Below are 21434 nucleotides of genomic sequence, written 5' to 3'. Positions count from 1 at the left end.
TCGTCTGGCTTGGTGCCGATGAAAAGCCGCCGCATCCATCTGATGGGAGCCTCCGGCTCCGGCGTGACGACGATCGGCCGCGCGCTCGCGAGCCGGCTTGCGCTGCCGCATCACGACAGCGATGATTATTTCTGGCTGCCGACGGCGCCGCCCTACCAGACTACGCGCCCCGCCGCCGAGCGTCTGCGCCTGATGCGCGAGATGTTTCTGCCGCGGCTCGATTGGGTGCTGAGCGGAACGGTCACCGGCTGGGGCGACGAGTTCATCCCATTCTTCGATCTCGTCGTCTTTGTGACGACGCCGCGCAAGCTTCGCTTGCAGCGCCTGCGTGACCGCGAGGCTACGCATTTCGGAGCGGATGCCGTCGCACAGGGCGGCTGGCGTCATGAGGAGGCGGAGTCGTTCGTCGACTGGGCCTCGCACTACGAAGCCGGCGATCGCGAGGGTCGCAGTCTCGCAAGAGATGAGGCGTGGCTCGCGAAGCTGCCCTGCCCGGTCGTGCGCGTCGACGGCTCACGCCCGCTTGCGGACCTCGTCGAGCAGCTATGCAGCGAAGCGCAGCGGCTGCCGGGCTGATGTGATACTGTCACGATGCCACTGCCAAATAATAATACAGGGAGAGAAACCATGCTCAGCCGACGCAGCGTCCTGCTTGCCTCCCTTGCCGCCGGAGTTGCCATGTCGAACAAAGCCCACGCACGTGCCGCGCAGCCCGCCACTCCGGTCAATTTCGACGTCCCGGCCCATGCCTGCGACTGTCACACCCACATCCATGGCGATGTCGAAAAATTTCCGTTCTTCGCGGGCCGCGTCTACACGCCGGAACCGGCTTCGCCGGAGGAGATGGCCGCGCTGCACAAGGCGCTGCATATCGAGCGCGTGGTGATCGTGACGCCGAGCGTCTACGGCACCGACAACTCGTCGACGCTGTTCGGCATGAAAGCGCGTGGCGCGGCCGCGCGCGGGGTGGCCGTGATCGACGACAAAACGACCGAGGCCCAGCTTGACACGATGCAGGCAGACGGCTTTCGCGGTGTCCGCCTCAATCTCGCGACCGGCGGCGTCAACGACCCCAATGTCGGCCGGCCGCGCTTCACCGCCGCAGTCGAGCGCATGAAGGCGCGGGGCTGGCACGTGCAGCTCTACACCACGCTTCCCATGATCTCGGCGATCAAGGACCTCGTCGAGACGGCGCCGGTACCCGTTGTATTCGACCATTTCGGCGGGCTTGAGGCCTCGCTTGGGCTGGAGCAGCCGGGATTTTCCGACCTGGTCGCGCTGGTGAAATCCGGCAAGGGCTATGTCAAGATTTCCGGCGCCTATCGCTCCTCGAAGCTCGCGCCCGATTATCAGGACATGGTGCCCTATGCCCGCGCACTGATCGCGGCGAATGCGGACCGCATCGTCTGGGGCACGGACTGGCCGCATCCGGATTCGAGCCGTGTCGAGGGACGCAAAGCCACCGACATCGCGCCGCTCTACCAGATCGACGACGGCCGCCTGCTCAACCAGCTTCCGGTGTGGGCGCCGGATGCGGATGTGCGCAAGAAGATCCTGGTCGACAACCCGGCGCAACTCTACGGGTTCTGAGTCGCGCCAAGCGCAATTCGGTTCAACGACCGCGACACGGTTCCACAATGAGGCGTGGAACTGTTGTCGCGAAGGCACAAACTCGTTGGACTCACACGAACGTGTTTGTGCTCTCGTTCGTTTCTCACCCTTCTGGTTGAGGCGGCGGTTCTTTTTCGGGGCTACGCACACGCACAGATTTCATTTGTTCGTGCGGGTGCATGCCTTTATCGCATTATCTTGCCGCGCTTTTTTCCGGCATTGGAATTGGTTTCGCCGTGGCCGCCCCCATCGGACCGATGGGCATGCTGTGCATACAGCGCACATTGGCATCCGGCATGGCCACGGGCCTCGCGACCGGCTTCGGCGCCGCGACCGTGCATCTCACCTACAGCGCCCTCGCGGTTTTGGGACTGGGCTCGCTGGCACAGCCCTGGGTCGAGGCCAATGCCGCCGGCTTCGGCACTGTCTCGGCGCTCACGCTGCTGTGGTTCGCGATCCGGACCCGGCTCGGTCGCGCTCCAGACGACCGACGTCGTCGACAACGTGCATCTGGCGCGGGCCTATCTCAGCGCCATCGCGCTTGGGTTCACCAATCCGCTGACCGTCATCCTGTTTCTGGCTGCGCTGCACGCCTTTTCAATGCAGACCGCGGCAGCCCCGCTGATCGCCGGTGTCTTCGTCGGTTCCGCGATCTGGTGGACCGTGCTCAGCACGATCGTGGCAATGGCGCGGTCACGGCTGACGCCGTGCATGCTGTCGATGAGCAGTCGGTTGGCCAGCTTGATGCTGCTGGGCCTCGGCACCATGATGCTGGTGCGGATCGCGCAGCGGATGCTGTGATTGGCGGCGTCAGCGTGCGCGGCGGGAGAAGAAGGAGATCAACACCGGCAGCGTCACCAGGATCACGATAGGGGCGAGCATCATGCCTGTCACCACGACCACCGCAAGCGGCTTCTGCACCTGCGAGCCGATGCCTTCCGACAGCGCGGCCGGCAACAGGCCGATGCCGGCGACGACGCAGGTCATCAGCACCGGCCGAAGCTGCAATTCGCCGGTGCGTATCACCGCGCTCATGCGGTCCATGCCCTCTTCGATGAGTTGGTTGAACTGCGACAGGATGATGATGCCGTCCATTACGGCGATGCCGAACAGCGCGATGAAGCCGATCGCCGCCGAGACACTGAAGGCGGTACCTGTGATCAAGAGACCGAGCACGCCGCCGAAGATGGCCATCGGGATCACGCTCATGGCAAGCAGCGTGTCGGTCATCGAGCCGAAATTGAACCAGAGCAGGACGCCGATCAGCGCCAGCGAGATCGGCACTACGATCGACAATCGCCGGATCGCGTCCTGGAGATTGCCGAATTCGCCGACCCAGTCCATGTGCGCGCCGGGCGGCAGTTGCACCTGAGCGGCGATCTTCTGCTGCGCCTCGCGGATGGCGCTGCCGAGGTCGCGTTCACGTACCGAGAACTTGATCGGCAGATAGCGCTCCTGCTGCTCGCGATAAATGTAGGCCGCACCCGAGACGAGGCTGATGGTGGCGACCTCGCTCAGGGGGATCTGCGTGACGGTGCCGTTCGGTCCGGGCGCACCGATCCGCAAATTCTGGATCGCCTCGGCGCTCCTGCGGAATTCCGGCGCAAGACGAACGATGATCGGGAAGTGGCGGTCGCTTCCTGCCTCGTAGATGTCACCGGCGGTGTCGCCGCCGATCGCGACCTTGATGGTGGCGTTGATGTCGCCCGGCGCGAGGCCATAGCGCGCGGCCTTGGCACGGTTGATATCGATCTGGATCGTCGGCTGCCCCAGTGAGGTGAACACGGCAAGGTCGGTGACGCCCTGCACGGTTGATAGCACCGACTTGATCTTGTTGGCGGTGTCGGTCAGCGCCTGGAGATCGCTGCCGAACAGCTTGATCGAGTTCTCGCCCTTCACGCCGGAAACGGCTTCGGAGACATTGTCCTGGAGATATTGCGAGAAGTTGAACTCGACGCCGGGGAAGCGATCGTCAAGCTGCTTGAGCAGTTGCGCGGTCAGCTCTTCCTTGTCGCGGGTGCCGGGCCATTGGCTGGCGGGCTTGAGCGGCGCGAAGAACTCGGCGTTGAAGAAGCCGGCGGCGTCGGTGCCGTCATCGGGGCGGCCGTGCTGCGACACCACGGATTCCACTTCAGGCCGCGCGCGGATCACCTTGCGCATTTCGTTGACGTAAGAGTTGCCTTCCTGAAGCGAGATGGTCGGCGGCAGCGTGGCGCGGATCCAGAGATTGCCCTCCTCCAGCTTCGGCAGGAATTCGAGGCCAAGCAAGCGGCTGAGCGCAACCGTCATCAGTACGAGGCCGAATGCGCCGCCGAGTATGATGCCGCGGTTGGCGACCGCCCAATGCAGCACCGGCATGTAGATCCGATGCAGGATCAGCATCACCCTGGTCTCGGTCTCATGAACATGCGCCGGCAGAATGATCGCCGACAGCGCAGGAGTGACGGTGAACGTCGCAAGCAGACCGCCGGCCAGCGCGTAGGCATAGGTCCGGGCCATCGGTCCGAAGATGTTGCCCTCGACGCCGGAGAGCGTGAACAGCGGCAGGAAGGCCGCGATGATGATGGCCGCGGCGAAGAAGATCGAACGAGAGACATCGGCCGCCGCGCTGAGGATGGCGTGGCTTTTCATGCCGAACAGCGTCTCGGACGACATCTGCTCGGATTCCGACATCGGCGTCGTCTGCGTCAGGCGCCGGAAGATCGCCTCCACCATGATGACGGTGGCATCGACGATCAGGCCGAAATCGATCGCGCCGACCGACAACAGGTTCGCCGATTCCCCCCGTAGCACCAGGATGATCACCGCGAAGAACAGCGCGAACGGAATGGTGGCGCCGACGATCAGCGCACTGCGGAGATCGCCGAGAAATATCCACTGCAGCAACACGATCAGCAGAATGCCGATCACCATGTTGTGGAGCACGGTGTGGGTCGTGAGGTCGATCAGGTCCCCGCGGTCATAGATGCGCTCGATGCGCACGCCGGGCGGCAGGATGCTGGAGTCGTTGATGGTTTGAACGAGTTGGTGGACGCGCTTGATGGTTGGCGAGCTCTGCTCGCCGCGGCGCATCAGGACGATGCCTTGCACGATGTCGTCGGACTCATCGAGACCGGCGATGCCGAGACGGGGCTTCTGGCCGACGGTGACGGTGGCGACGTCCTTGACCAGCACCGGATTGCCGTTGGTCTGCGAGACCATGGTGTTGGCGAGGTCGTCGATCGAGCGGATCAGGCCGACGCCGCGCACCACGGCCGATTGCTGACCGATATTGACGGTGTTGCCGCCGACATTGACGTTGGAATTGCCGACCGCCTGGAGCAATTGCGGCAGCGTCAGGCCGTTGGCGACCAGCTTGTTGAAGTCGACCTGGAGCTCGTAGGTCTTGCTCTTGCCGCCCCATCCGGTGACGTCGATCACGCCGGGCACGGCACGGAAGCGCCGCTGGAGGATCCAGTCCTGGATGGTCTTGAGGTCGAGCACGCTGTAGTTCGGCGGGCCGACGAGACGGTAGCGGAAGATTTCGCCAATTGGACTGAGCGGCGAGATCTGCGGCTGCACATTGCCGGGCAGCGGCGCGAGCTGCGCCAGGCGGTTCAACACCTGCTGCAATGCCTCGTCATAGGTGTAAGCGAACGAGAACTGCAGTTTGACGTCGGAGAGGCCGTAGAGCGAGATGGTGCGAATGGTCGTCACGTTCTTCAGACCCGCGACCTGGGTCTCGATCGGAATCGTGATGTAGCGCTCGATCTCCTCCGCCGACAGGCCCGGGCTCTGCGTCACGATGTCGACCATCGGCGGGGTCGGATCCGGATAAGCCTCGATGTTGAGCTGGTTGAACGCAATCAGGCCGCCGATGAGCACGGCGACGAACATCCCGACCATCAGGAAGCGCCGGTTGACGGCAAGGGCGACGAGGCGATCCATTCAGGTCTTCAGCTTGTCTTTTTTTCCCGGCCCGTCGATCAGCTGCCGGACGCCGCGCGGTCGATGAACAGGCTGCCTTTGGTGACCACCTGCTCGCCGGGCTTCAGATTGCTGGTGACCTCGACGAGATTGCCATTGATGAGACCGATCTTGATCTCCCGCAGCTCGACCGACTTGTCCTCGCGTGCCACCCAGAGGCGGACCTTGTCGGCTTCGTAGATCAAGGCCTGCTTCGGTACCGCCGGCGCGGCGCGGTCGCCGGACGAATAGATCGTTACGTTGGCGAACATCTCCGGCTTCAGCAGACCGTCCTTGTTGTCGATGGTGGCGCGGACCAGCAGGCGACGGGTGTTCGGATCGATCGCGGCGGCGACGTAGTTGACCTTGGCGGTCAAGGGACGGCCCGGGAGCGCCATCACGTTGACGCTGATGTCCTGCCCGATGCACACGGCAGCCGCATCGCTCTCGCGCACGAAGGCGGTGAGCCAGACCGTGGAGAGGTCGCCGACGACGAAGACCGGATCGCTGGCGCCCGAATTGACGTACTGGCCGGGGCCAATTTTACGCTGCACGACCGTGCCTGCGATTGGCGAATAGATCGTGACTTCCGGATTGATGACGCCCTTGTCCTGGAACGCCTTGATGGTCTCGTCGGTGAAGCCGAGGATCCGCAGCTTGTTGCGCGCGGCTTCCAGCGCTGTCGCCGAGGAGCGCATGTCGTTCAGCGCTTGAACCTGGGTCGCTTCCGCCTGCTGATAGTCCTTCAGTGGGATGGCATGGCCCTCGTAGAGGTCCTTGGCGCGCTTGAACTGGATATCGGCAAGATCGATCGCCGACTTGGCCTTGTTCTGTGAGCTCATCGCCGCAATGAAATCGTTCTGGGCCTGCACGGTGTCGGCGGCCTCGATCGTGAACAGCGGTTGGCCTTGCTTCAGCACCTCGCCTGGCTTGGCGAGCAGCTTGGTCACCCGGCCTGCATAGGGTGAAAACACCGGCGTCGAACGGTCCTCGTCGACTGCGACCTTGCCCTCGGTGACATACTCGGCGCGGAAGGTCTTGGCCTTGACCGGCTCGATCGTCAGCGTCGCCCATTCGGACGGCGTCGGCGTGAAGTTCTGCGCATTTCTGCGCGATTGGCTGGAGATCTCGGAGTGGCTCTTCTCCTTGGCTCCCGCATAGAGGAAGCCGTAGGCCCCGGCACCGGCAAGAGCTAGTAAAACTACGGATGTAATTACCCGTTGTTTTGTAAGCACCTGCAAACGCTTGGTATTTTCAACTACCATGGGGCCCGGTCATGTCTGCGATGATACCAGCGGATGCCGGCGTCATCGGTCGCGCTAATAGTGCCGAATTGTAATTTCAAACAACCTAAAAAACGCCGGGCGCCTTTCGGTTTGCGTTAAAAATTTGCGACACGTCAGCTTCACGTCAGCTTGTCACCGGCCACTCTGCCGGATGACTGCCGAGCGGCATGGCCGGACGGCTCCATTGCGCCGGCGTCTTCGACAGCAGTGCTGAATGGCGCACCGCCTTCAACGTGCCGAAGCCAGATGGCATGCCCTCGATGAATGCAGCATGTACGGCCTCACCCGCAATATCCGGGGTATTCAGGCCCTTTTCGAGCCGTCCGAGATTCCACAGCCAGCGCCCGGTCTGCGCCAGCGACACGCGCACGTGCCAGCTGCCGCCTTCGCGGGCCTGGCGGGCCTTGGCCATCATCGCGCCGAACGCCATCAGATAGCCGGTGGCGTGGTCGAGCATCTGCGCCGGCAATTCCTTCGGTCCATCGATGCCGGCAGCCTGTCCTTCGGCATGGTTGAACCCGGTCGTGGTCTGCACCAGCGAATCGAAGCCGCGCCGTTCAGCCCAGGGACCGGCATGGCCATAGGCTGACAGCGTTACGTAGACGATGCCGGGGTTGATTGTCGCTGCGTCCTCCGGCGTGAAGCCGAGAGCGGCAAGCGCGCGCGGGCGATAGCCTTGCGAGAAGATATCGGCGTCTCTCAAGAGCTCGCGCAACTGCGCACGCCCGGCCTCGCTTTTCAGCTCGATGAAGGTGGTGAGCTTGCCGCGCCCGGTGTCGATGGTCAGCCACGGAATGGCCGGCAGTTCGGGGCCTGACACGAGCAGCACATCCGCGCCGTGCGCGGCGAGCGTGCGGCCGGCGACGGGCCCCGCGATGACGCGAGAGAGATCGAGCACGCGCAGGCCTGCGAGCGGGCGATCGCCTTTTGGCAATCGTTGCGGCCATGGCTTCGGCGGGGCCTCGCCGATCTTCTCGATCGAGACCAGCGGCAATTCGGCGAGCGCGCGGGCCTGCGGCAGCGCCGACCATTCGTCGTACGAACGCATCAGGGCAACGACGCCGCCCGCGGCGTAGGTCGCAGTCTCGAAATCCTCGCTCTTCCATTGCATCAATGCGGCCTGCACCTTCTCGCGCTCGGGTTCGCAGCCGAGCACCTTGCAGACGGCGTCGCGATGATGCGGGAAATTGGTGTGGCAGCGGACGAAGCGGTTGTCGCCGGTTCTGTAGACGCCGGCGATGGCGTCCCAAGCGGGCGGCGGCGGCTTGTCGTCGACGCGCAAGTAGCGCTCGGAGCGGCATTCGGCGACGGCATGGCGCAGGTCGACGCTGACGTCCTGCGCTTCGCCGCTGCGCAATCTCCAGATTTCGGCGGCGGCAAGGCCGGCGGCGGCGATCGTTGTCTGGCCGGCAATTGCGACGCGAAACGAGGACGGGATCTGCGGCTCCTCGCCCGTCAGCCGCACGCGCGCGAGCGCGGCGGCGTCACCGCCGGCGGAGGTCCAGATGTTGCTGAGAATCTCGGTGGGGCTTTGCATGACCCTTCTCTCCCTTTAGTTTGCGACCATCGCATTAGCACACAAGGACATGCAATGGCCGCCATCGATCCCCTCACCGCAGGCGCCGTGTTCATCGCAACGGCGGCCACCGACGCGGTCTATGTCATGTTCACCTCGGCCGTGATCGCGCGCAAGCGCGTGCCCGCGGCGAACTGGAGCGCGGTCTGGTACATGCTCTCCTCCTATGCGGTGATCAGCTACACCGAAAACGCTTTCTATGTGGCTTTCGCGGCGATCGGCTCCTGGGCCGGCGCCTACGTCTCACTGACATTCCTGCACCGCCCGCCCGGCGGCCCGCCGGTGGGAGCGGCACCGGAGTGAGGGCCGCTGTTTCCACAACGTCATTGCGAGCGAAGCGAAGCAATCCAGAATCTTTCCGCGGTGGCAGTCTGGATTGCTTCGTCGCAAGAGCTCCTCGCAATGACGATCTGGAGGCTTTTAGGCGCCCCTCGGAACAGCTACACTCGCTGCAACCAACAAAAAGGAAAACCAAACAATGGATCTCGGTCTCAAGGGCAAGAACGCCATCGTGCTCGGCGGCACGCGCGGCATCGGGCGGGCGATTGCGGCGACGTTGGCCGGCGAAGGCAGCAATGTCGCGGTGTGCGCGCGCAACGGTGATCAGGTTGCCGCTACCGTTTCGGAGTTGAAGGCAAGCGGGATCCGCGCGACCGGCGGCCCGGTCGACGTCACCGACGGCGCGGCACTGAAATCCTGGATCGAGAATGCTGCAAAGGAGCTTGGCGGCATCGACATGCTGTTCTCCAACGCGGGCGCGATGGCGCAAGGCCATGATGCCGCATCGTGGGAACAGAATTTTCGGCTCGACCTGCTCGGCGCCGTGCATGCGTTCGACGCCGCGCGGCCGTTCCTCGAGGCCAGCGGTGCGAGCAGCGGCGACGCCGCCTTCGTGATCATCTCATCGATCTCCGCGGCGCAAGCGGACACAGCGAGCTCCTACGGTCCGATCAAGGCGGCGTTGATCCACATGGCCAAGGGACTGGCGCGGCAATATGCGAAGAAGAAGATCCGCGTCAACGTGGTCTCGCCCGGCACGGTCTATTTCAAGGGCGGCGTCTGGGAGACGATCGAGCATAACATGCCCGAGCGCTACAATGATGCGATGAAGCGTAACCCCACCGGCCGCATGGCGACGCCGCAGGAAATCGCGAGCGCAGCGGTGTTTCTGGCAAGCCCGGTGTCGGGGTTCACTACGGGCTCAAACCTGGTGGTGGACGGCGCGATCTCGAACCGGGTGAATTTCTAGAACAAACTCGTCATTGCGAGCGTAGCGAAACAATCCAGTATCTCTCCGCGGTGACAGTCTGGATTGCTTCGCTGCGCTCGCAATGACGGTGCGAGAGCGGCGCGTCCCACAACCTCAATGAAAGTCCCGCGACGGCGGCAGGATACGGACATTGCGGGGATGACGGATTTTTTGCGCGGGCGCATCCGTGTGGGCGCGGGGGTCGTCGTTGAGCGGTTCGACCACGGTGGCGCCTGCCGGCACCGGATGCTTGCGGCCGAGGGCGTCGTTGGCAAGGCCGACCAGATCGTGCGAACGGTCGATCATCCGCTGGGCGATTAGATGCGTCACCTTTTCCGGACTGCTCTGGATGTAGCCCTCGACCAGGATGAGGCGCGCGCCCATCACCTCTTTCCGGTACTGCTCCATGATCTTCGGCCACACCACGACATTGGCGATGCCGGTTTCGTCCTCCAGTGTCATGAACACGACGCCGCTGGCGCTGCCCGGCCGCTGCCGTACCAGCACGACGCCGGCACAGCAGACGCGCCGCCGTTCGTTGTCGTGATTGATGTCCTTGCAGGCGACGATGCGCTCGCGCGTAAACATCTCGCGCAAGAATTCCACCGGATGGCCTTTGAGTGAAAGGCGAATGGTCTGATAGTCCGCGAGCACCTGTTCGGCCCGCGGCATCACCGGCAACGGCTTGGCGTGCTCGTCCGGCTGCTCGCGTGCGGTGGCCACCTCGAACAGCGGCAGCGGCACATCGTCGGGCAGGCGCCGCACCTGCCACAGCGCCTCGCGGCGATCGAGCCCGAGCGAGCGAAACGCGGCGGCATCGGCAAGCAGGATCAGCGCGCGCTTGGGCAGTCCGGTGTCGCGGGCGAAATCTTCCAGCGAGGTGAAGGGCCGGCGGTTGCGCGCGGAGACGATGCGGTCGGCCCAGTCGGGCGCTCTCTCCACACGGTCATTCCGGGACGCGCCTCTTTTCAGCCTTTCCTCATCCTCATCGAGCCAATGAAAACCGTCGATCTGGCGGAAGCCCAGGCGCACGGCGCAATATTTGCCACTTCCTTCCTCCAGCGTGTTCTGCGCAAAGCTGTAGGACACATCGATCTCGCGCACCTCGACGCCGTTCTTGCGAGCGTCGCTGACGATCTGCGCCGGGGCGTAAAAGCCCATCGGCTGCGAGTTCAGGAGGCCGCAGCAGAATGCATCAGGGTGATAATGCTTCAGCCATGAGGAGATATAGACAAGCTGCGCGAAGCTTGCAGCATGGCTCTCCGGAAAACCGTAGCTGCCAAAACCCTTGATCTGTTCGAAACAGTTTCTGGCAAAATCCGGCGCATAACCGCGTGCGATCATGTTGCCGATCATCTTGTCTTCGAACTTGCCGATGGTGCCGACATTGCGGAACGTTGCCATCGCACGGCGCAGGCCGTTGGCCTCCTCGGCCGTGAACTTCGCGGCTTCGATCGCGATCCGCATCGCCTGCTCCTGGAACAAGGGCACGCCGAGCGTCTTGTGCAGCACCCTGTAAAGCTCGTCCTTGTCGCCATGATCCGGCGACGGAGACGGATAGCTCACCTTTTCCAGGCCGTTCCGCCGCCGCAGATAAGGATGCACCATGTCGCCCTGGATCGGACCAGGCCGCACGATCGCGACCTCGATCACGAGATCGTAGAAGGTCCGCGGCCTCAGCCGCGGCAACATGTTCATCTGCGCGCGGCTCTCGACTTGGAACACGCCGAGCGATTCCCCGTCGCACAGCATGTCGTAAACCCTGGAATCATCCTGCGGGACGCTCGCCAGCATCCAGCGTTCGCCCTTGTGCTGCTCGATCAAATCAAAGCATTTGCGGATGCAGGTCAGCATGCCCAGCGCGAGCACGTCGACCTTCATCATGTTGAGCGCGTCGACGTCGTCCTTGTCCCATTCGATGAAGGTGCGATCGTCCATCGCGGCATTGCCGATCGGCACATAGGTGTCGAGCCGGTCCTGCGTGAGCACATAGCCGCCGACATGCTGGGACAGATGACGGGGGAATTCGATCAGCTCGGTCGCGAGCTCGACTGCGAGGTTGATCATTGAATTCTGCGGATCGAGGCCGGCCTGCCTGACCTGCATGTCGTTGAGGCCCTTGCCCCAGCTTCCCCAGACGGTGTCGGCGAGTGCGGCAGTGACGTCCTCGGTCAGGCCCAGCGCCTTGCCGACGTCGCGGATGGCGCTGCGCGGGCGATAATGAATGACGGTGGCGATGATCGCGGCGCGATGGCGGCCGTAACGCCGATAGACATATTGCATCACCTCCTCGCGCCGCGAATGCTCGAAATCGACGTCGATGTCGGGCGGCTCCAGCCGCTCCTTGGAGATGAAGCGCTCGAACAGCAGATCGACCTTGGTCGGGTCGACCGAGGTGATGCCGAGCACGTAGCAGACCGCCGAATTCGCCGCCGATCCCCGCCCCTGGCACAAAATGTTCTGGCTGCGGGCGTAATGCACGATGTCGTGCACGGTGAGGAAGTAATGCGCGTATTTCAGATCGGCGATCAGTGCGAGTTCTTTCTTCAGGGTGGCGCGCAGCTTGTCGTCGATCTTGCCGCCAAAATATTTGTCGACACCGGCCCAGGTCAGATCCTCCAGATGCCCCTGCGCGGTCTTCCCCGGTGGCACCGGCTCATCCGGATACTGGTATTTGAGCTGGTCGAGCGAGAAGGTGATTTTGTCCGCAAAGCGCATGGTCTCCGCGATAGCCTCAGGGAAATCGCGGAACAGCCGCGCCATCTCCCTGGGCGTCTTCAGAAATCGCTCGGCATTGGCTTCCAGCTTCCGGCCGACCGCCTCGATCGTGGTCTTTTCCCGGATGCAGGTCAGAACGTCCTGGAGGGGACGGCGCGCGGGGTGGTGATAGAGCACCTCGTTGGTCGCAAGCAGCGGCACTTTTGCTTTTGCGGCGAGATCATCGAGCTGCGCGAGGCGACGGCGATCGTCGCCGCGATAGACCAGGCTCGCCGCCAGCCACACGCCCTCGGCGCGACTTGCCTTCAGCTTGGCGAGGATGTCCTGCGCTTGCGCCGCATCGAAGCGATGCGGCAGCGTCAGGATCAGGAGCTGGCCTTCGGAAAACGCAAGGAGATCGGCGAAGGTGAGATGGCACTCGCCCTTCGCGATCCGCGTGATACCGTCGCCGCGCTTGCCCCGGGTGAGAAGCTGGCACAGCCGGCCATAGGCGGCGCGGTCACGCGGATAGACCAGGATATCGGGCGTGCCGTCGATGAAGACGATGCGGGTGCCAATCAAAAGCTTCGGCTTGTGCAGCACCTCGTCATTGTCGAGCTCCTTGTAGGCGCGCACCACACCGGCCAGCGTGTTGTGATCGGCAATGCCGATCGCGGGAATGCCGAGGATGCTGGCCTGATGTACATAGTCGCGCGGATCCGAGCCGCCGCGCAGGAAGGAGAAATTCGTGGTGATGCCGATCTCGGCATAAGCGGGCGTGTTCATGCGAAGAGACCGTGCACATACCAGCCGGGAGGAGCAGGCTTGCCGTCGCCGTCGAAGCACTCCCCCTCGTAAAGACCGTCGCGAAAGATCCAGAAGCGCAGGCCCTCGGCATCCTCGATGCGGAAATAGTCCCGCGTCAGTTGCTTGCCGTCCTGCCGCCACCATTCCATGGCGATGCGCTCGGGGCCCTCTACCCGCACCACCGCATGCTGCGCGCGGCGCCAGGTGAATTGATGCGGCGGGCCGTCGGGCACGGTCGCAAACGGCACATTGATCGGCTCAGGCTTGTCGAACAACCGCAACGGACGCAGCGGCGGCTCACCCTCGGTGCGCGCGGGCCATTCGGCCTGCATGGCCACGGCGAGATGATGTTGCGCAGGGGCCGCCAGCACCGCACATTCAGGGATATGGGTATCCTCAGGCAGGTGCACGACGACGCGCTTTCCGCCGATGCGCGCGGCGATGCGGTCGATCAGCGCGGCAAGCTCGTCATTGTCGTGGACATGGGCGTCGAGATCGCGCTGCTCCTGCAGCACGATCTCGGTGCGGCTTGCCGACAGTCGCACCATGTCGAAGCCGAAGCCAGGATCGAGCGGATCGGCGAGGGCATCGAGACGCTCGCGGAACAGCCGGTCGATGACTTTGCTTTGCGTCACGGGACGTCCGGTCTCGACCATAATCGCGCGCACCGCGCCGTCGGTGCGGAAGAAGGCAGCTTCCAGGCGGCGCGCGCCCTTGCCCTGCTTCTCCATAGACGCAATCAGCGTGTCCGCCAGGCGCGACAGCGTCATCGCGATCATGGTGTCGGTCGCGATCGGCTCGGCAAAGCGTTTCTCCACGATGTAATCGGGCAGCGGCTTGCGCGGATTGATCGGCGCATCGCCCTGCCCCAGCGCATGCGCGAGCAGCGTGGAGAACCGTGCGCCGAACCGCGCCGTGATTTCATGCGGCTCGCGGGAAGCGACATCGCCGACCGTCTTCAGGCCGGCGCGACGCAGGCCGGTACTGATGGCCTCGCCTGCACCAAGCGCGGACACCGGAAACCGGCTGATTGCCGCCGCCTCCCCGCCATCGGCAACGATACTACCAGATGCATGGCGCGTCAGCGTGCGCGCACAGACCGAGGTACCGGCGATCGCCGCGCTGACCGCAAAGCCCTGGCGGTCGAGGGCACGGACAAGGGTTTGCAACAGCGCAGCCTCGCCGCCGAACAGATGCGCGCAGCCGGTGATGTCGAGGAACAGTCCGTGCGGCGGATCGAGCGCCACCAGCGGCGTGAAGCGGTCGCACCAGTCCGCGATGTCGCCGATCGTCTTCGCATCGGCCACGGCATCGGCGTCGAACACCTTGAGATTTGGACACATCGCCCGGGCATTGGCTAGAGGCTGGCCGATATGCAGACCGAGGCGCTCGGCCGCCTCGTCCAGCGCATGGATCACCAGCGCGTTGCTATCCTTGGCAACGACGATGCTAGGCGCATTATTTTTATGCAGTCCGACGTTGCCGAAGAACCGCTGGATCCGATCGATGGGCAGGCGCGGTAGCCACAGGCTGAGGATACGCCGACGATTCAGAGAACTGGCACTCATCACATTTCCATTCCATGATCCACCGGCCGCACGGACCGTGACGATTGCGCAGGAGCTCGGCATCGAAGCGCGGCGCCCCCCAGGCGCTCCACATCGCGCCCGGCGGCGAATGCGCCGCGCGAAGCATCCATCTGGTCTCGGCGGTCGAGGGTAAAGGTTGCGCGGCCATCCGCAGCAACAGGCCGGTGACACCGGAAGATTGCGCAGCCAGCGTCAGCTTGCGGCTCGCCACGAGATCGAACTGCCTCGTCTCGCCCCAGAGCTCGAGCACGACCGCACCCAGCGCGTCGCAGGCGAGCGCATCGGCCGACGTGCGCAGCGCGCTCTCCACGTCGGCGGCGCGCACCATCACCATGCGGTGCGGATCGAGACCGATCTCGGCGAGCCCGCTCATCGACAGCGCACCGGTTTCAATTTCTGAAAAATCCTGCCGCACCCACAGCAGCGGTTTGCGAGCCGTCACGCGCCCTGCAAGACCGGTGACAAAGCCGGTCGCGGCCGCGCCCTGACGTCCTTCGCAAAATACCTCGTGGATTGCCGCGCGCGCGAGCCCGCCCTTCAGCGCGCTGTCGGCCTTGCGATGGCCGAGCGCGACACGGTCGCGATGATGCACGACCTCCGCCGTCTCGATGCGCTCGATCTGGCCGCGCAAGGCTGCAAGCGCGCTTGTTCGTGCGCCGCTCATATACGCCGCTCCTCAAGGGTGATCGCCGGTGGCTCTCAAAAAGAGAACCAGCGGCTAGCTCATTTGTTCATGATATGTTCTAATATAAAGCTAACGACGCCCCGGGAGTCAATCGAATTGGCGGGCCTTGGGATTCATGAGCTGAATCAAAGGGATTCCAATATGGACGTGCAACGCAAGCTGGAAATCCTGGCCGACGCCGCCAAGTACGACGCGTCTTGCGCCTCCAGCGGCACCGAGAGGCGGGATTCCAGCGACGGCAAGGGCATGGGATCGACCGCGCCCGGCATGGGCATTTGCCATTCTTACGCGCCGGACGGCCGCTGCATCTCGCTGCTCAAGGTGCTGCTGACCAACGCCTGCAACTACGACTGCCTCTATTGCGTCAACCGGGCCTCCTCCAACGTGCCGCGTGCCCGCTTCACCATCGACGAAGTCGTCAAGCTGACGCTCGACTTCTACCGGCGCAATTACATCGAAGGACTGTTTCTCTCCTCCGGCATCATCCGCAACCCCGACTACACCATGGAGCAGGTGGTGAGCGTCGCGCGCAAACTGCGCGAGGAGCATCACTTCCGCGGTTACATCCATCTCAAGACGATCCCCGAGGCCGACGATGCATTGATCTCCGAGGCCGGCAAATATGCCGACCGTCTCTCCATCAACATCGAGATGCCGCAGGAGACGAGCCTGCAGCAATTCGCGCCCGAGAAAGACGTGCGCGCGATCCGCCGCACCATGGGCCGGCTGCGGCTGAAGCTGGACGAGGCCGAGGAAAGCCGCAGCGCGAACACAAAAGCCAAGCCGCAGCGCTTCGCACCGGCCGGCCAAAGCACGCAGATGATCGTCGGCGCCGACGCGGCCTCCGACCACACCATCCTCCACACCAGCGCCAATCTCTACGGTTCATACAGGCTGAGGCGCGTCTATTATTCCGCGTTCAGCCCGATCCCCGATGCCAGCCGCGCGCTGCCTCTGCGCGCGCCGCCCTTGCTGCGCGAGCACCGTCTCTATCAGGCCGATTGGCTGATGCGGTTCTACGGCTTCGACGTCGGCGAGATCGCCGACGATAGCGCGATGCTGCCGCTCGACATCGATCCAAAACTCGCCTGGGCGCTGCGTCACCGCGACCGCTTCCCGCTCGACGTCAACCGCGCCAGCCGCGAGGAGTTGTTGCGCGTGCCGGGCTTCGGCACCAAGGCGGTCGAGCGCATCATCGCGGCGCGCCGCACGACCACCATCCGCGTCGCCGATCTCGCGCGGCTGCATGTGCCCCGGAACAAAGCGCTGCCGTTCATCGTGCTGAGCGATCACCGGCCCGCGCCGCACCGCCTCGACGAGGCACGGCTGATCGAACGGTTCAAGCCGAAGGCCACACAACTGGGATTTGGCTTCTGATGCAGTACATCACCCTCGAGAACGAAACCGATTTCGACGGCTGGCGTAAAGCCGCACGTAGCCTCGTGCTTCACCAAACGAAACCGGCCGATGTCACCTGGGCCGTGCAGGGCGGCGAAGCGGAGCTGTTCGCGACGCCCTCGCCGTCTGCGCTGCCGGCGGCTGGCGACGGTACCTTCAACGTGCCGGCAAAATTCGTCGAGCTCGCCAAGGCCGCGATCCTGCATCGCGATCCCGAGCGTTTCGCGATCCTCTATCGCCTGCTGTTTCGGCTGAAGGACAATCACTACCTCATCGAGGTCGCGACCGATCCCGATGTCGCGCAAGTCGCGGCCATGGCAAAGGCGGTCTACCGCGACGAGCACAAGATGCATGCCTTCGTGCGCTTCCGTGAGATCGGCAGGGAACGCGAAGCACACTACGTCGCCTGGTTCGAGCCGGAGCATCACATCGTCGAGCTCGCCGCGCCGTTCTTCGCCAAGCGCTTTGCCGACATGCCCTGGTCGATCCTGACGCCGGATTTGTGCGCGCATTGGGATGGCCACGCGCTCTCGTTCACATCAGGCGTCAGCAAGAGCGAGGCACCGAGCGAAGACCGGCTGGAGGAAACCTGGCGGCGCTACTACGCCAGCATCTTCAATCCGGCCCGCCTGAAGGTGAAGGCAATGCAGACCGAGATGCCGAAGAAATATTGGAGGAACCTGCCCGAGGCTTCGATCATTAAGCCCCTGATTGAGGACGCCGAGCGCATGACCGGCGCCATGATCGCCAATGCCCCAACCGATCCGCACAAGCCTCAAAAGCGGCCGGAGGCTCCGATGAAACGCAAGACCGCTGCCGACGATCTCGAAGCGCTCCGCGAGGAGGCCGCCCACTGCCGCGCCTGCCATCTCTACAAGGACGCCACCCAGACCGTGTTCGGCGAGGGTCCGAAGTCCGCCAATATCATGCTGGTCGGCGAACAACCTGGCGACAAGGAAGACCTCGCCGGCCATCCCTTCGTCGGTCCAGCCGGCCAGATGCTCGACAAGGCGCTGCAGGAGGCCGGCGTCGACCGCAAGAAGGTCTATGTCACCAACGCGGTGAAACACTTCAAATTCGTGCCGCGCGGCAAGATTCGCCTGCATCAGAAGCCGAATACGCCGGAGATAAAGGCCTGCCGGCAGTGGTATGAGCGGGAGGTCTCCGTCATCCAGCCCGATCTCATCGTCGCGATGGGCGCGACCGCCGCGCAGAGCGTGTTCGGCAAGATCACCCCGATCGGAAAGAACCGCGGCCGGCTCATCGACCTGCCCGACGGTCACAAGGCGCTGGTGACGGTGCACCCGTCCTATCTGCTGCGGCTGCCCGATCCGGAAGCCAAGGTGCTGGAATATCGGCGCTTTGTCGAAGATTTGAAGATCGTCGCCGGGTTGCAGAAGAAAGCCGCGCGCGCCGCCTGAATACGGGCGGGAAAACCCCTTTCATGCCTCGCCTGTCATCCAGCCTTCAAATCCATCGCGGACAATAGCCCCTACAGAAAGTTAAGGGGCCTCCAGACATGACCGATGTTGCATTCGACCGCGCGGTAGCCGATCCCGCGCCGATCCAGCCGGCCTCGCGGCCAAATCTCGACAAGGGCTTCAATCCGCTGACGATGATCCTGTTCTTCGGCATCCTCGCCGCGGGCCTGCTCTATGTGGCCTACAGCATCTATTCGGATGTCGATGCGACCGGCACGCGGGTCACGAGCTATCTGCCCTACATCCTCTTGTTTGTCGCGCTGCTGATCGCGCTCGGCTTCGAATTCGTCAACGGCTTCCACGACACCGCCAACGCGGTAGCGACCGTGATCTACACCCATTCGCGGCCGGCCGAAGTCGCGGTGATGTGGTCGGGTTTCTTCAACTTTCTCGGCGTGCTGCTCTCGTCCGGCGCGGTCGCCTTCGGCATCGTCTCGCTGCTACCGGTCGAGCTGATCCTGCAGGTCGGCTCCAGCGCCGGTTTCGCGATGGTGTTCGCGCTGCTGATCGCCGCGATCCTTTGGAACCTCGGCACCTGGTATTTCGGCCTGCCGGCCTCCTCCTCGCACACGCTGATCGGCTCGATCATCGGAGTCGGCGTTGCGAACGCGCTGATGCGCGGCCGCGACGGCACCTCGGGCGTGGACTGGGGCAAGGCTACGGAGATCGGCTATGCGCTTCTGTTGTCGCCACTGGTCGGCTTCATCTGCGCCGCCGGCCTGCTTCTGCTGCTCAAGCTGATCATCAAGAACCCGGCGCTCTATGCCGCCCCTGAGGGTCACAAAGCCCCGCCGATGTGGATTCGCGGCCTGCTGATCCTGACCTGCACCGGCGTCAGCTTCGCCCATGGTTCGAACGACGGCCAGAAGGGCATGGGCCTGATCATGCTGATCCTGATCGGCACCGTGCCCACAGCCTATGCGCTCAACCGCGCATTGCCGGAGTCGCAGGTCGCCCAGTTCGCGAAGGTCTCGGATGCCGCCTCCAAGGTGGTTGCGGCCAAGGGCGCCGGCCATGCGATCATCGGCGATCCCCGTCCTGCGGTGACGCAGTACGTCACCTCGCATCACATCAGCGAAGGCACCTACCCTTCGCTGTCAGTGCTGGTGAAGGATGTCGGCGAGCAGGTCGCGAAATACGGTTCGCTGAACAAGGTGCCGGCGGAAGTCGTCGGCAACACCCGCAACGACATGTACCTGACTTCGGAAGCGATCCGATTCCTGATGAAGGACAAGGAAAACGACCTCAGCAAGGAAGAGGTCGCGACCTTGAACGCCTACAAAGGCGGGCTAGACAGCGCGACCAAGTTCATCCCGACCTGGGTGAAGGTCGCGGTCGCGATCGCGCTCGGTCTCGGCACCATGATCGGCTGGAAGCGCATCGTCGTCACCGTCGGCGAGAAGATCGGCAAGACCCATCTCACCTACGCGCAGGGTGCCTCCGCCGAGCTCGTCGCCGCCGCCACGATCGGCGCCGCCGACGCGTTCGGCCTGCCGGTCTCGACCACCCACGTGCTGTCGTCCGGCGTCGCCGGCACCATGGCCGCGAACGGTTCGGGTCTCCAGGTCGCCACCATCAGGAACATGGTGATGGCCTGGGTGCTGACCTTGCCCGTCGCTATCCTGTTGTCGGGCACGCTGTACGTGATCTTCTCGCGGATCTTCTGAAGCCGATCAGTCACTCGAAGACAAAGGGCCCGTGCGATGCGCGGGCCCTTTTTCGTTTGTGCTTTCGGCTTGATCTTGCGCTTGGCCTTACGATGCCGCGAGCGATTCCTCGACCAGCTTAACCCAATACGATGTGCCGTAAACGATGGCGTCGTCGTCGAAATTGTAGGCGGGGTGATGCAGGCCGGCGCTGTCGCCGTTGCCGCAGAAGATGAAGGCGCCGGGGCGCGCTTCCAGCATATAGGCGAAATCCTCGCCGCCCATCAGCGGCGACATCTCGAGCACATTGGCCTCGCCCGCAACTTGCCCCGCGATGCGACGTGCGATCTCGGTCTCCGCGGCGTGATTGTTCACCACGGGATAATTCCGCTTGTAGTGCAGATCGATCTTGGCGCCGGTGATCTGCGCCACGCCCGCCACAACCTCGTGGACGCGCTTCTCCACCAGCTTGCGCACCTCCGGCGACAGCGTGCGGATGGTGCCCCTCAGTGTCGCGGTTTGTGGAATCACGTTACGGGCATTGCCTGCGTGGAACTCGCAGATCGAAATCACGGCCGATTCCAGCGGATCGACGCTGCGCGCAACGATCGACTGCAGCGCCGTGATCACCTGTGCACCGACCAGAACGGAATCCACACATTTGTGCGGCCGCGCGGCATGGCCGCCGAGGCCCTCGATCATGATATCGACCTCATCGGTCGCCGCCATGATCGGACCCGGCCGGATCGCGAACGAGCCCACCGGAATGCCCGGACCGTTGTGCATGCCGTAGACCTGCTCGATGCCGAAGCGCTCCATCATGCCGTCCTTGACCATGGCCAAGCCACCCGCGCCGCCCTCCTCGGCCGGCTGGAAGATCACCACCGCATCGCCGGCGAAGTTGCGGGTCTCGGCGAGATAGCGCGCAGCACCGAGCAGCATCGCGGTGTGGCCGTCATGGCCGCAGGCGTGCATCTTGCCGGGGGTCTTCGAAGCGTAAGGCAAGTTGGTCTGTTCCTCGACCGGCAGGGCATCCATGTCGGCACGCAGGCCGATGGCCTTGAGGCCCTCGCCGGCCGGCTTGCTGCCCTTGATCACGCCGACCACGCCGGTCTGGCCGATGCCCGTCACGACCTCATCGCAGCCGAATTCGCGCAGGCGGTCCGCGACGAATGCTGCGGTGCGGTGGACGTCGTAGAGCAGCTCCGGATGCTGGTGGATGTCCCGGCGCCAGGCCTGAATATCGGGTTGAAGGTCGGCGACGCGGTTCACGATGGGCATGGAGGGTCTCAAGCTTTGTTGAAAATGCAGGCCTGTCTACCATGCAAGCACCAGTCCACCCAACTGGCGGGGATCTGGGGTAGCTCTGTCCTCCCGTCATGGCCGGACTTGTCCCGGCCATCCACGTCTGACTATTAGAACGGAAAGTGCGTGGATGCCTGGGACAAGCCTGGGCATAATGCC

General features: G+C 63.8%; 15 protein-coding genes and 1 pseudogene. 9 read left to right on the top strand and 7 right to left on the bottom strand.

Annotated elements, in window-relative coordinates:
* The first annotated feature begins 18 nt into the window (after window positions 1-18).
* The 4 genes and pseudogenes from IVB13_RS19120 to IVB13_RS19105 all read left to right on the top strand — a co-directional run bounded on the left by IVB13_RS19120 (window position 19) and on the right by IVB13_RS19105 (window position 2412).
* Window positions 19-576 (top strand): hypothetical protein, encoded by a 558-nt coding sequence (locus IVB13_RS19120; protein ID WP_247490044.1) that lies wholly within the window; start codon window positions 19-21, stop codon window positions 574-576.
* A 51-nt stretch (window positions 577-627) separates the two neighbouring features.
* Window positions 628-1590 (top strand): amidohydrolase family protein, encoded by a 963-nt coding sequence (locus IVB13_RS19115; RefSeq protein ID WP_247490042.1) that lies wholly within the window; start codon window positions 628-630, stop codon window positions 1588-1590.
* A 200-nt stretch (window positions 1591-1790) separates the two neighbouring features.
* Window positions 1791-2015, top strand: a pseudogene (locus IVB13_RS40465) (permease); the annotation flags it as partial.
* Between the two features lies 1 nt (window position 2016).
* A complete protein-coding gene (locus IVB13_RS19105) occupies window positions 2017-2412 on the top strand; it encodes a LysE family transporter (protein WP_247490256.1) in 396 nt (131 codons plus the stop codon).
* A gap of 9 nt (window positions 2413-2421) precedes the next feature.
* Here IVB13_RS19105 and IVB13_RS19100 read toward each other — a convergent pair whose 3' ends face one another.
* The 3 genes from IVB13_RS19100 to IVB13_RS19090 form a co-directional block, all read right to left on the bottom strand.
* On the bottom strand, window positions 2422-5538 hold the full coding sequence (locus tag IVB13_RS19100) for a CusA/CzcA family heavy metal efflux RND transporter (protein ID WP_247490040.1): 3117 nt from the start codon (window positions 5536-5538) through the stop codon (window positions 2422-2424).
* 38 nt (window positions 5539-5576) lie between these two features.
* Window positions 5577-6821, bottom strand: coding sequence for an efflux RND transporter periplasmic adaptor subunit (locus IVB13_RS19095; protein ID WP_247490038.1), 1245 nt, complete (start codon window positions 6819-6821; stop codon window positions 5577-5579).
* Window positions 6822-6966: 145 nt separating this feature from the next.
* Window positions 6967-8379, bottom strand: coding sequence for a CoA transferase (locus IVB13_RS19090; protein ID WP_247490036.1), 1413 nt, complete (start codon window positions 8377-8379; stop codon window positions 6967-6969).
* Window positions 8380-8433: 54 nt separating this feature from the next.
* On the opposite strand from IVB13_RS19090, the gene IVB13_RS19085 reads away from it, so the two are divergent.
* Together IVB13_RS19085 and IVB13_RS19080 are read left to right on the top strand one after the other, a co-directional pair.
* Complete coding sequence (locus IVB13_RS19085) at window positions 8434-8721, top strand: hypothetical protein (protein ID WP_007593600.1); 288 nt, start codon at window positions 8434-8436, stop codon at window positions 8719-8721.
* Window positions 8722-8896: 175 nt separating this feature from the next.
* The gene (locus IVB13_RS19080; RefSeq protein ID WP_247393969.1) at window positions 8897-9667 is read left to right on the top strand and encodes an SDR family oxidoreductase; all 771 of its coding nucleotides are present in this window, start codon (window positions 8897-8899) and stop codon (window positions 9665-9667) included.
* A gap of 114 nt (window positions 9668-9781) precedes the next feature.
* Here IVB13_RS19080 and IVB13_RS19075 read toward each other — a convergent pair whose 3' ends face one another.
* From IVB13_RS19075 to IVB13_RS19065, 3 genes are read right to left on the bottom strand one after another with little or no spacing between them, the layout of a single operon-like run.
* Window positions 9782-13150, bottom strand: coding sequence for an error-prone DNA polymerase (locus IVB13_RS19075; RefSeq protein WP_247490034.1), 3369 nt, complete (start codon window positions 13148-13150; stop codon window positions 9782-9784).
* Window positions 13147-14739, bottom strand: coding sequence for a DNA polymerase Y family protein (locus tag IVB13_RS19070; RefSeq protein ID WP_247490033.1), 1593 nt, complete (start codon window positions 14737-14739; stop codon window positions 13147-13149). The genes IVB13_RS19075 and IVB13_RS19070 overlap by 4 nt, the downstream gene beginning before the upstream one ends.
* Window positions 14636-15424, bottom strand: a complete 789-nt coding sequence (locus tag IVB13_RS19065) for a DNA repair protein (protein ID WP_247490031.1) — start codon at window positions 15422-15424, stop codon at window positions 14636-14638. The genes IVB13_RS19070 and IVB13_RS19065 overlap by 104 nt, the downstream gene beginning before the upstream one ends.
* A 162-nt stretch (window positions 15425-15586) precedes the next feature.
* Here IVB13_RS19065 and IVB13_RS19060 point away from each other — a divergent pair, with 162 nt between their 5' ends.
* From IVB13_RS19060 to IVB13_RS19050, 3 genes are all read left to right on the top strand, one after another.
* Entirely contained in the window at window positions 15587-16822 is a 1236-nt protein-coding gene (locus IVB13_RS19060) for a putative DNA modification/repair radical SAM protein (RefSeq protein ID WP_247490029.1), read from the top strand.
* Complete coding sequence (locus IVB13_RS19055; RefSeq protein WP_247490027.1) at window positions 16822-18264, top strand: UdgX family uracil-DNA binding protein; 1443 nt, start codon at window positions 16822-16824, stop codon at window positions 18262-18264. The genes IVB13_RS19060 and IVB13_RS19055 overlap by 1 nt, the downstream gene beginning before the upstream one ends.
* A gap of 98 nt (window positions 18265-18362) precedes the next feature.
* Window positions 18363-19991: an inorganic phosphate transporter gene (locus IVB13_RS19050; protein ID WP_247490025.1), complete on the top strand. Its 1629-nt coding sequence runs from the start codon at window positions 18363-18365 to the stop codon at window positions 19989-19991.
* A gap of 87 nt (window positions 19992-20078) precedes the next feature.
* Here IVB13_RS19050 and IVB13_RS19045 read toward each other — a convergent pair whose 3' ends face one another.
* Window positions 20079-21251, bottom strand: a complete 1173-nt coding sequence (locus tag IVB13_RS19045; protein ID WP_018456909.1) for a M20 aminoacylase family protein — start codon at window positions 21249-21251, stop codon at window positions 20079-20081.
* Between the last annotated feature and the right edge of the window lie 183 nt (window positions 21252-21434).

This window comes from Bradyrhizobium sp. 17 (assembly GCF_023073515.1).
GTDB classification, from domain to species: Bacteria; Pseudomonadota; Alphaproteobacteria; order Rhizobiales; family Xanthobacteraceae; genus Bradyrhizobium; species Bradyrhizobium canariense_D.
This window is presented reverse-complemented; position numbering and strand designations above follow the sequence as displayed.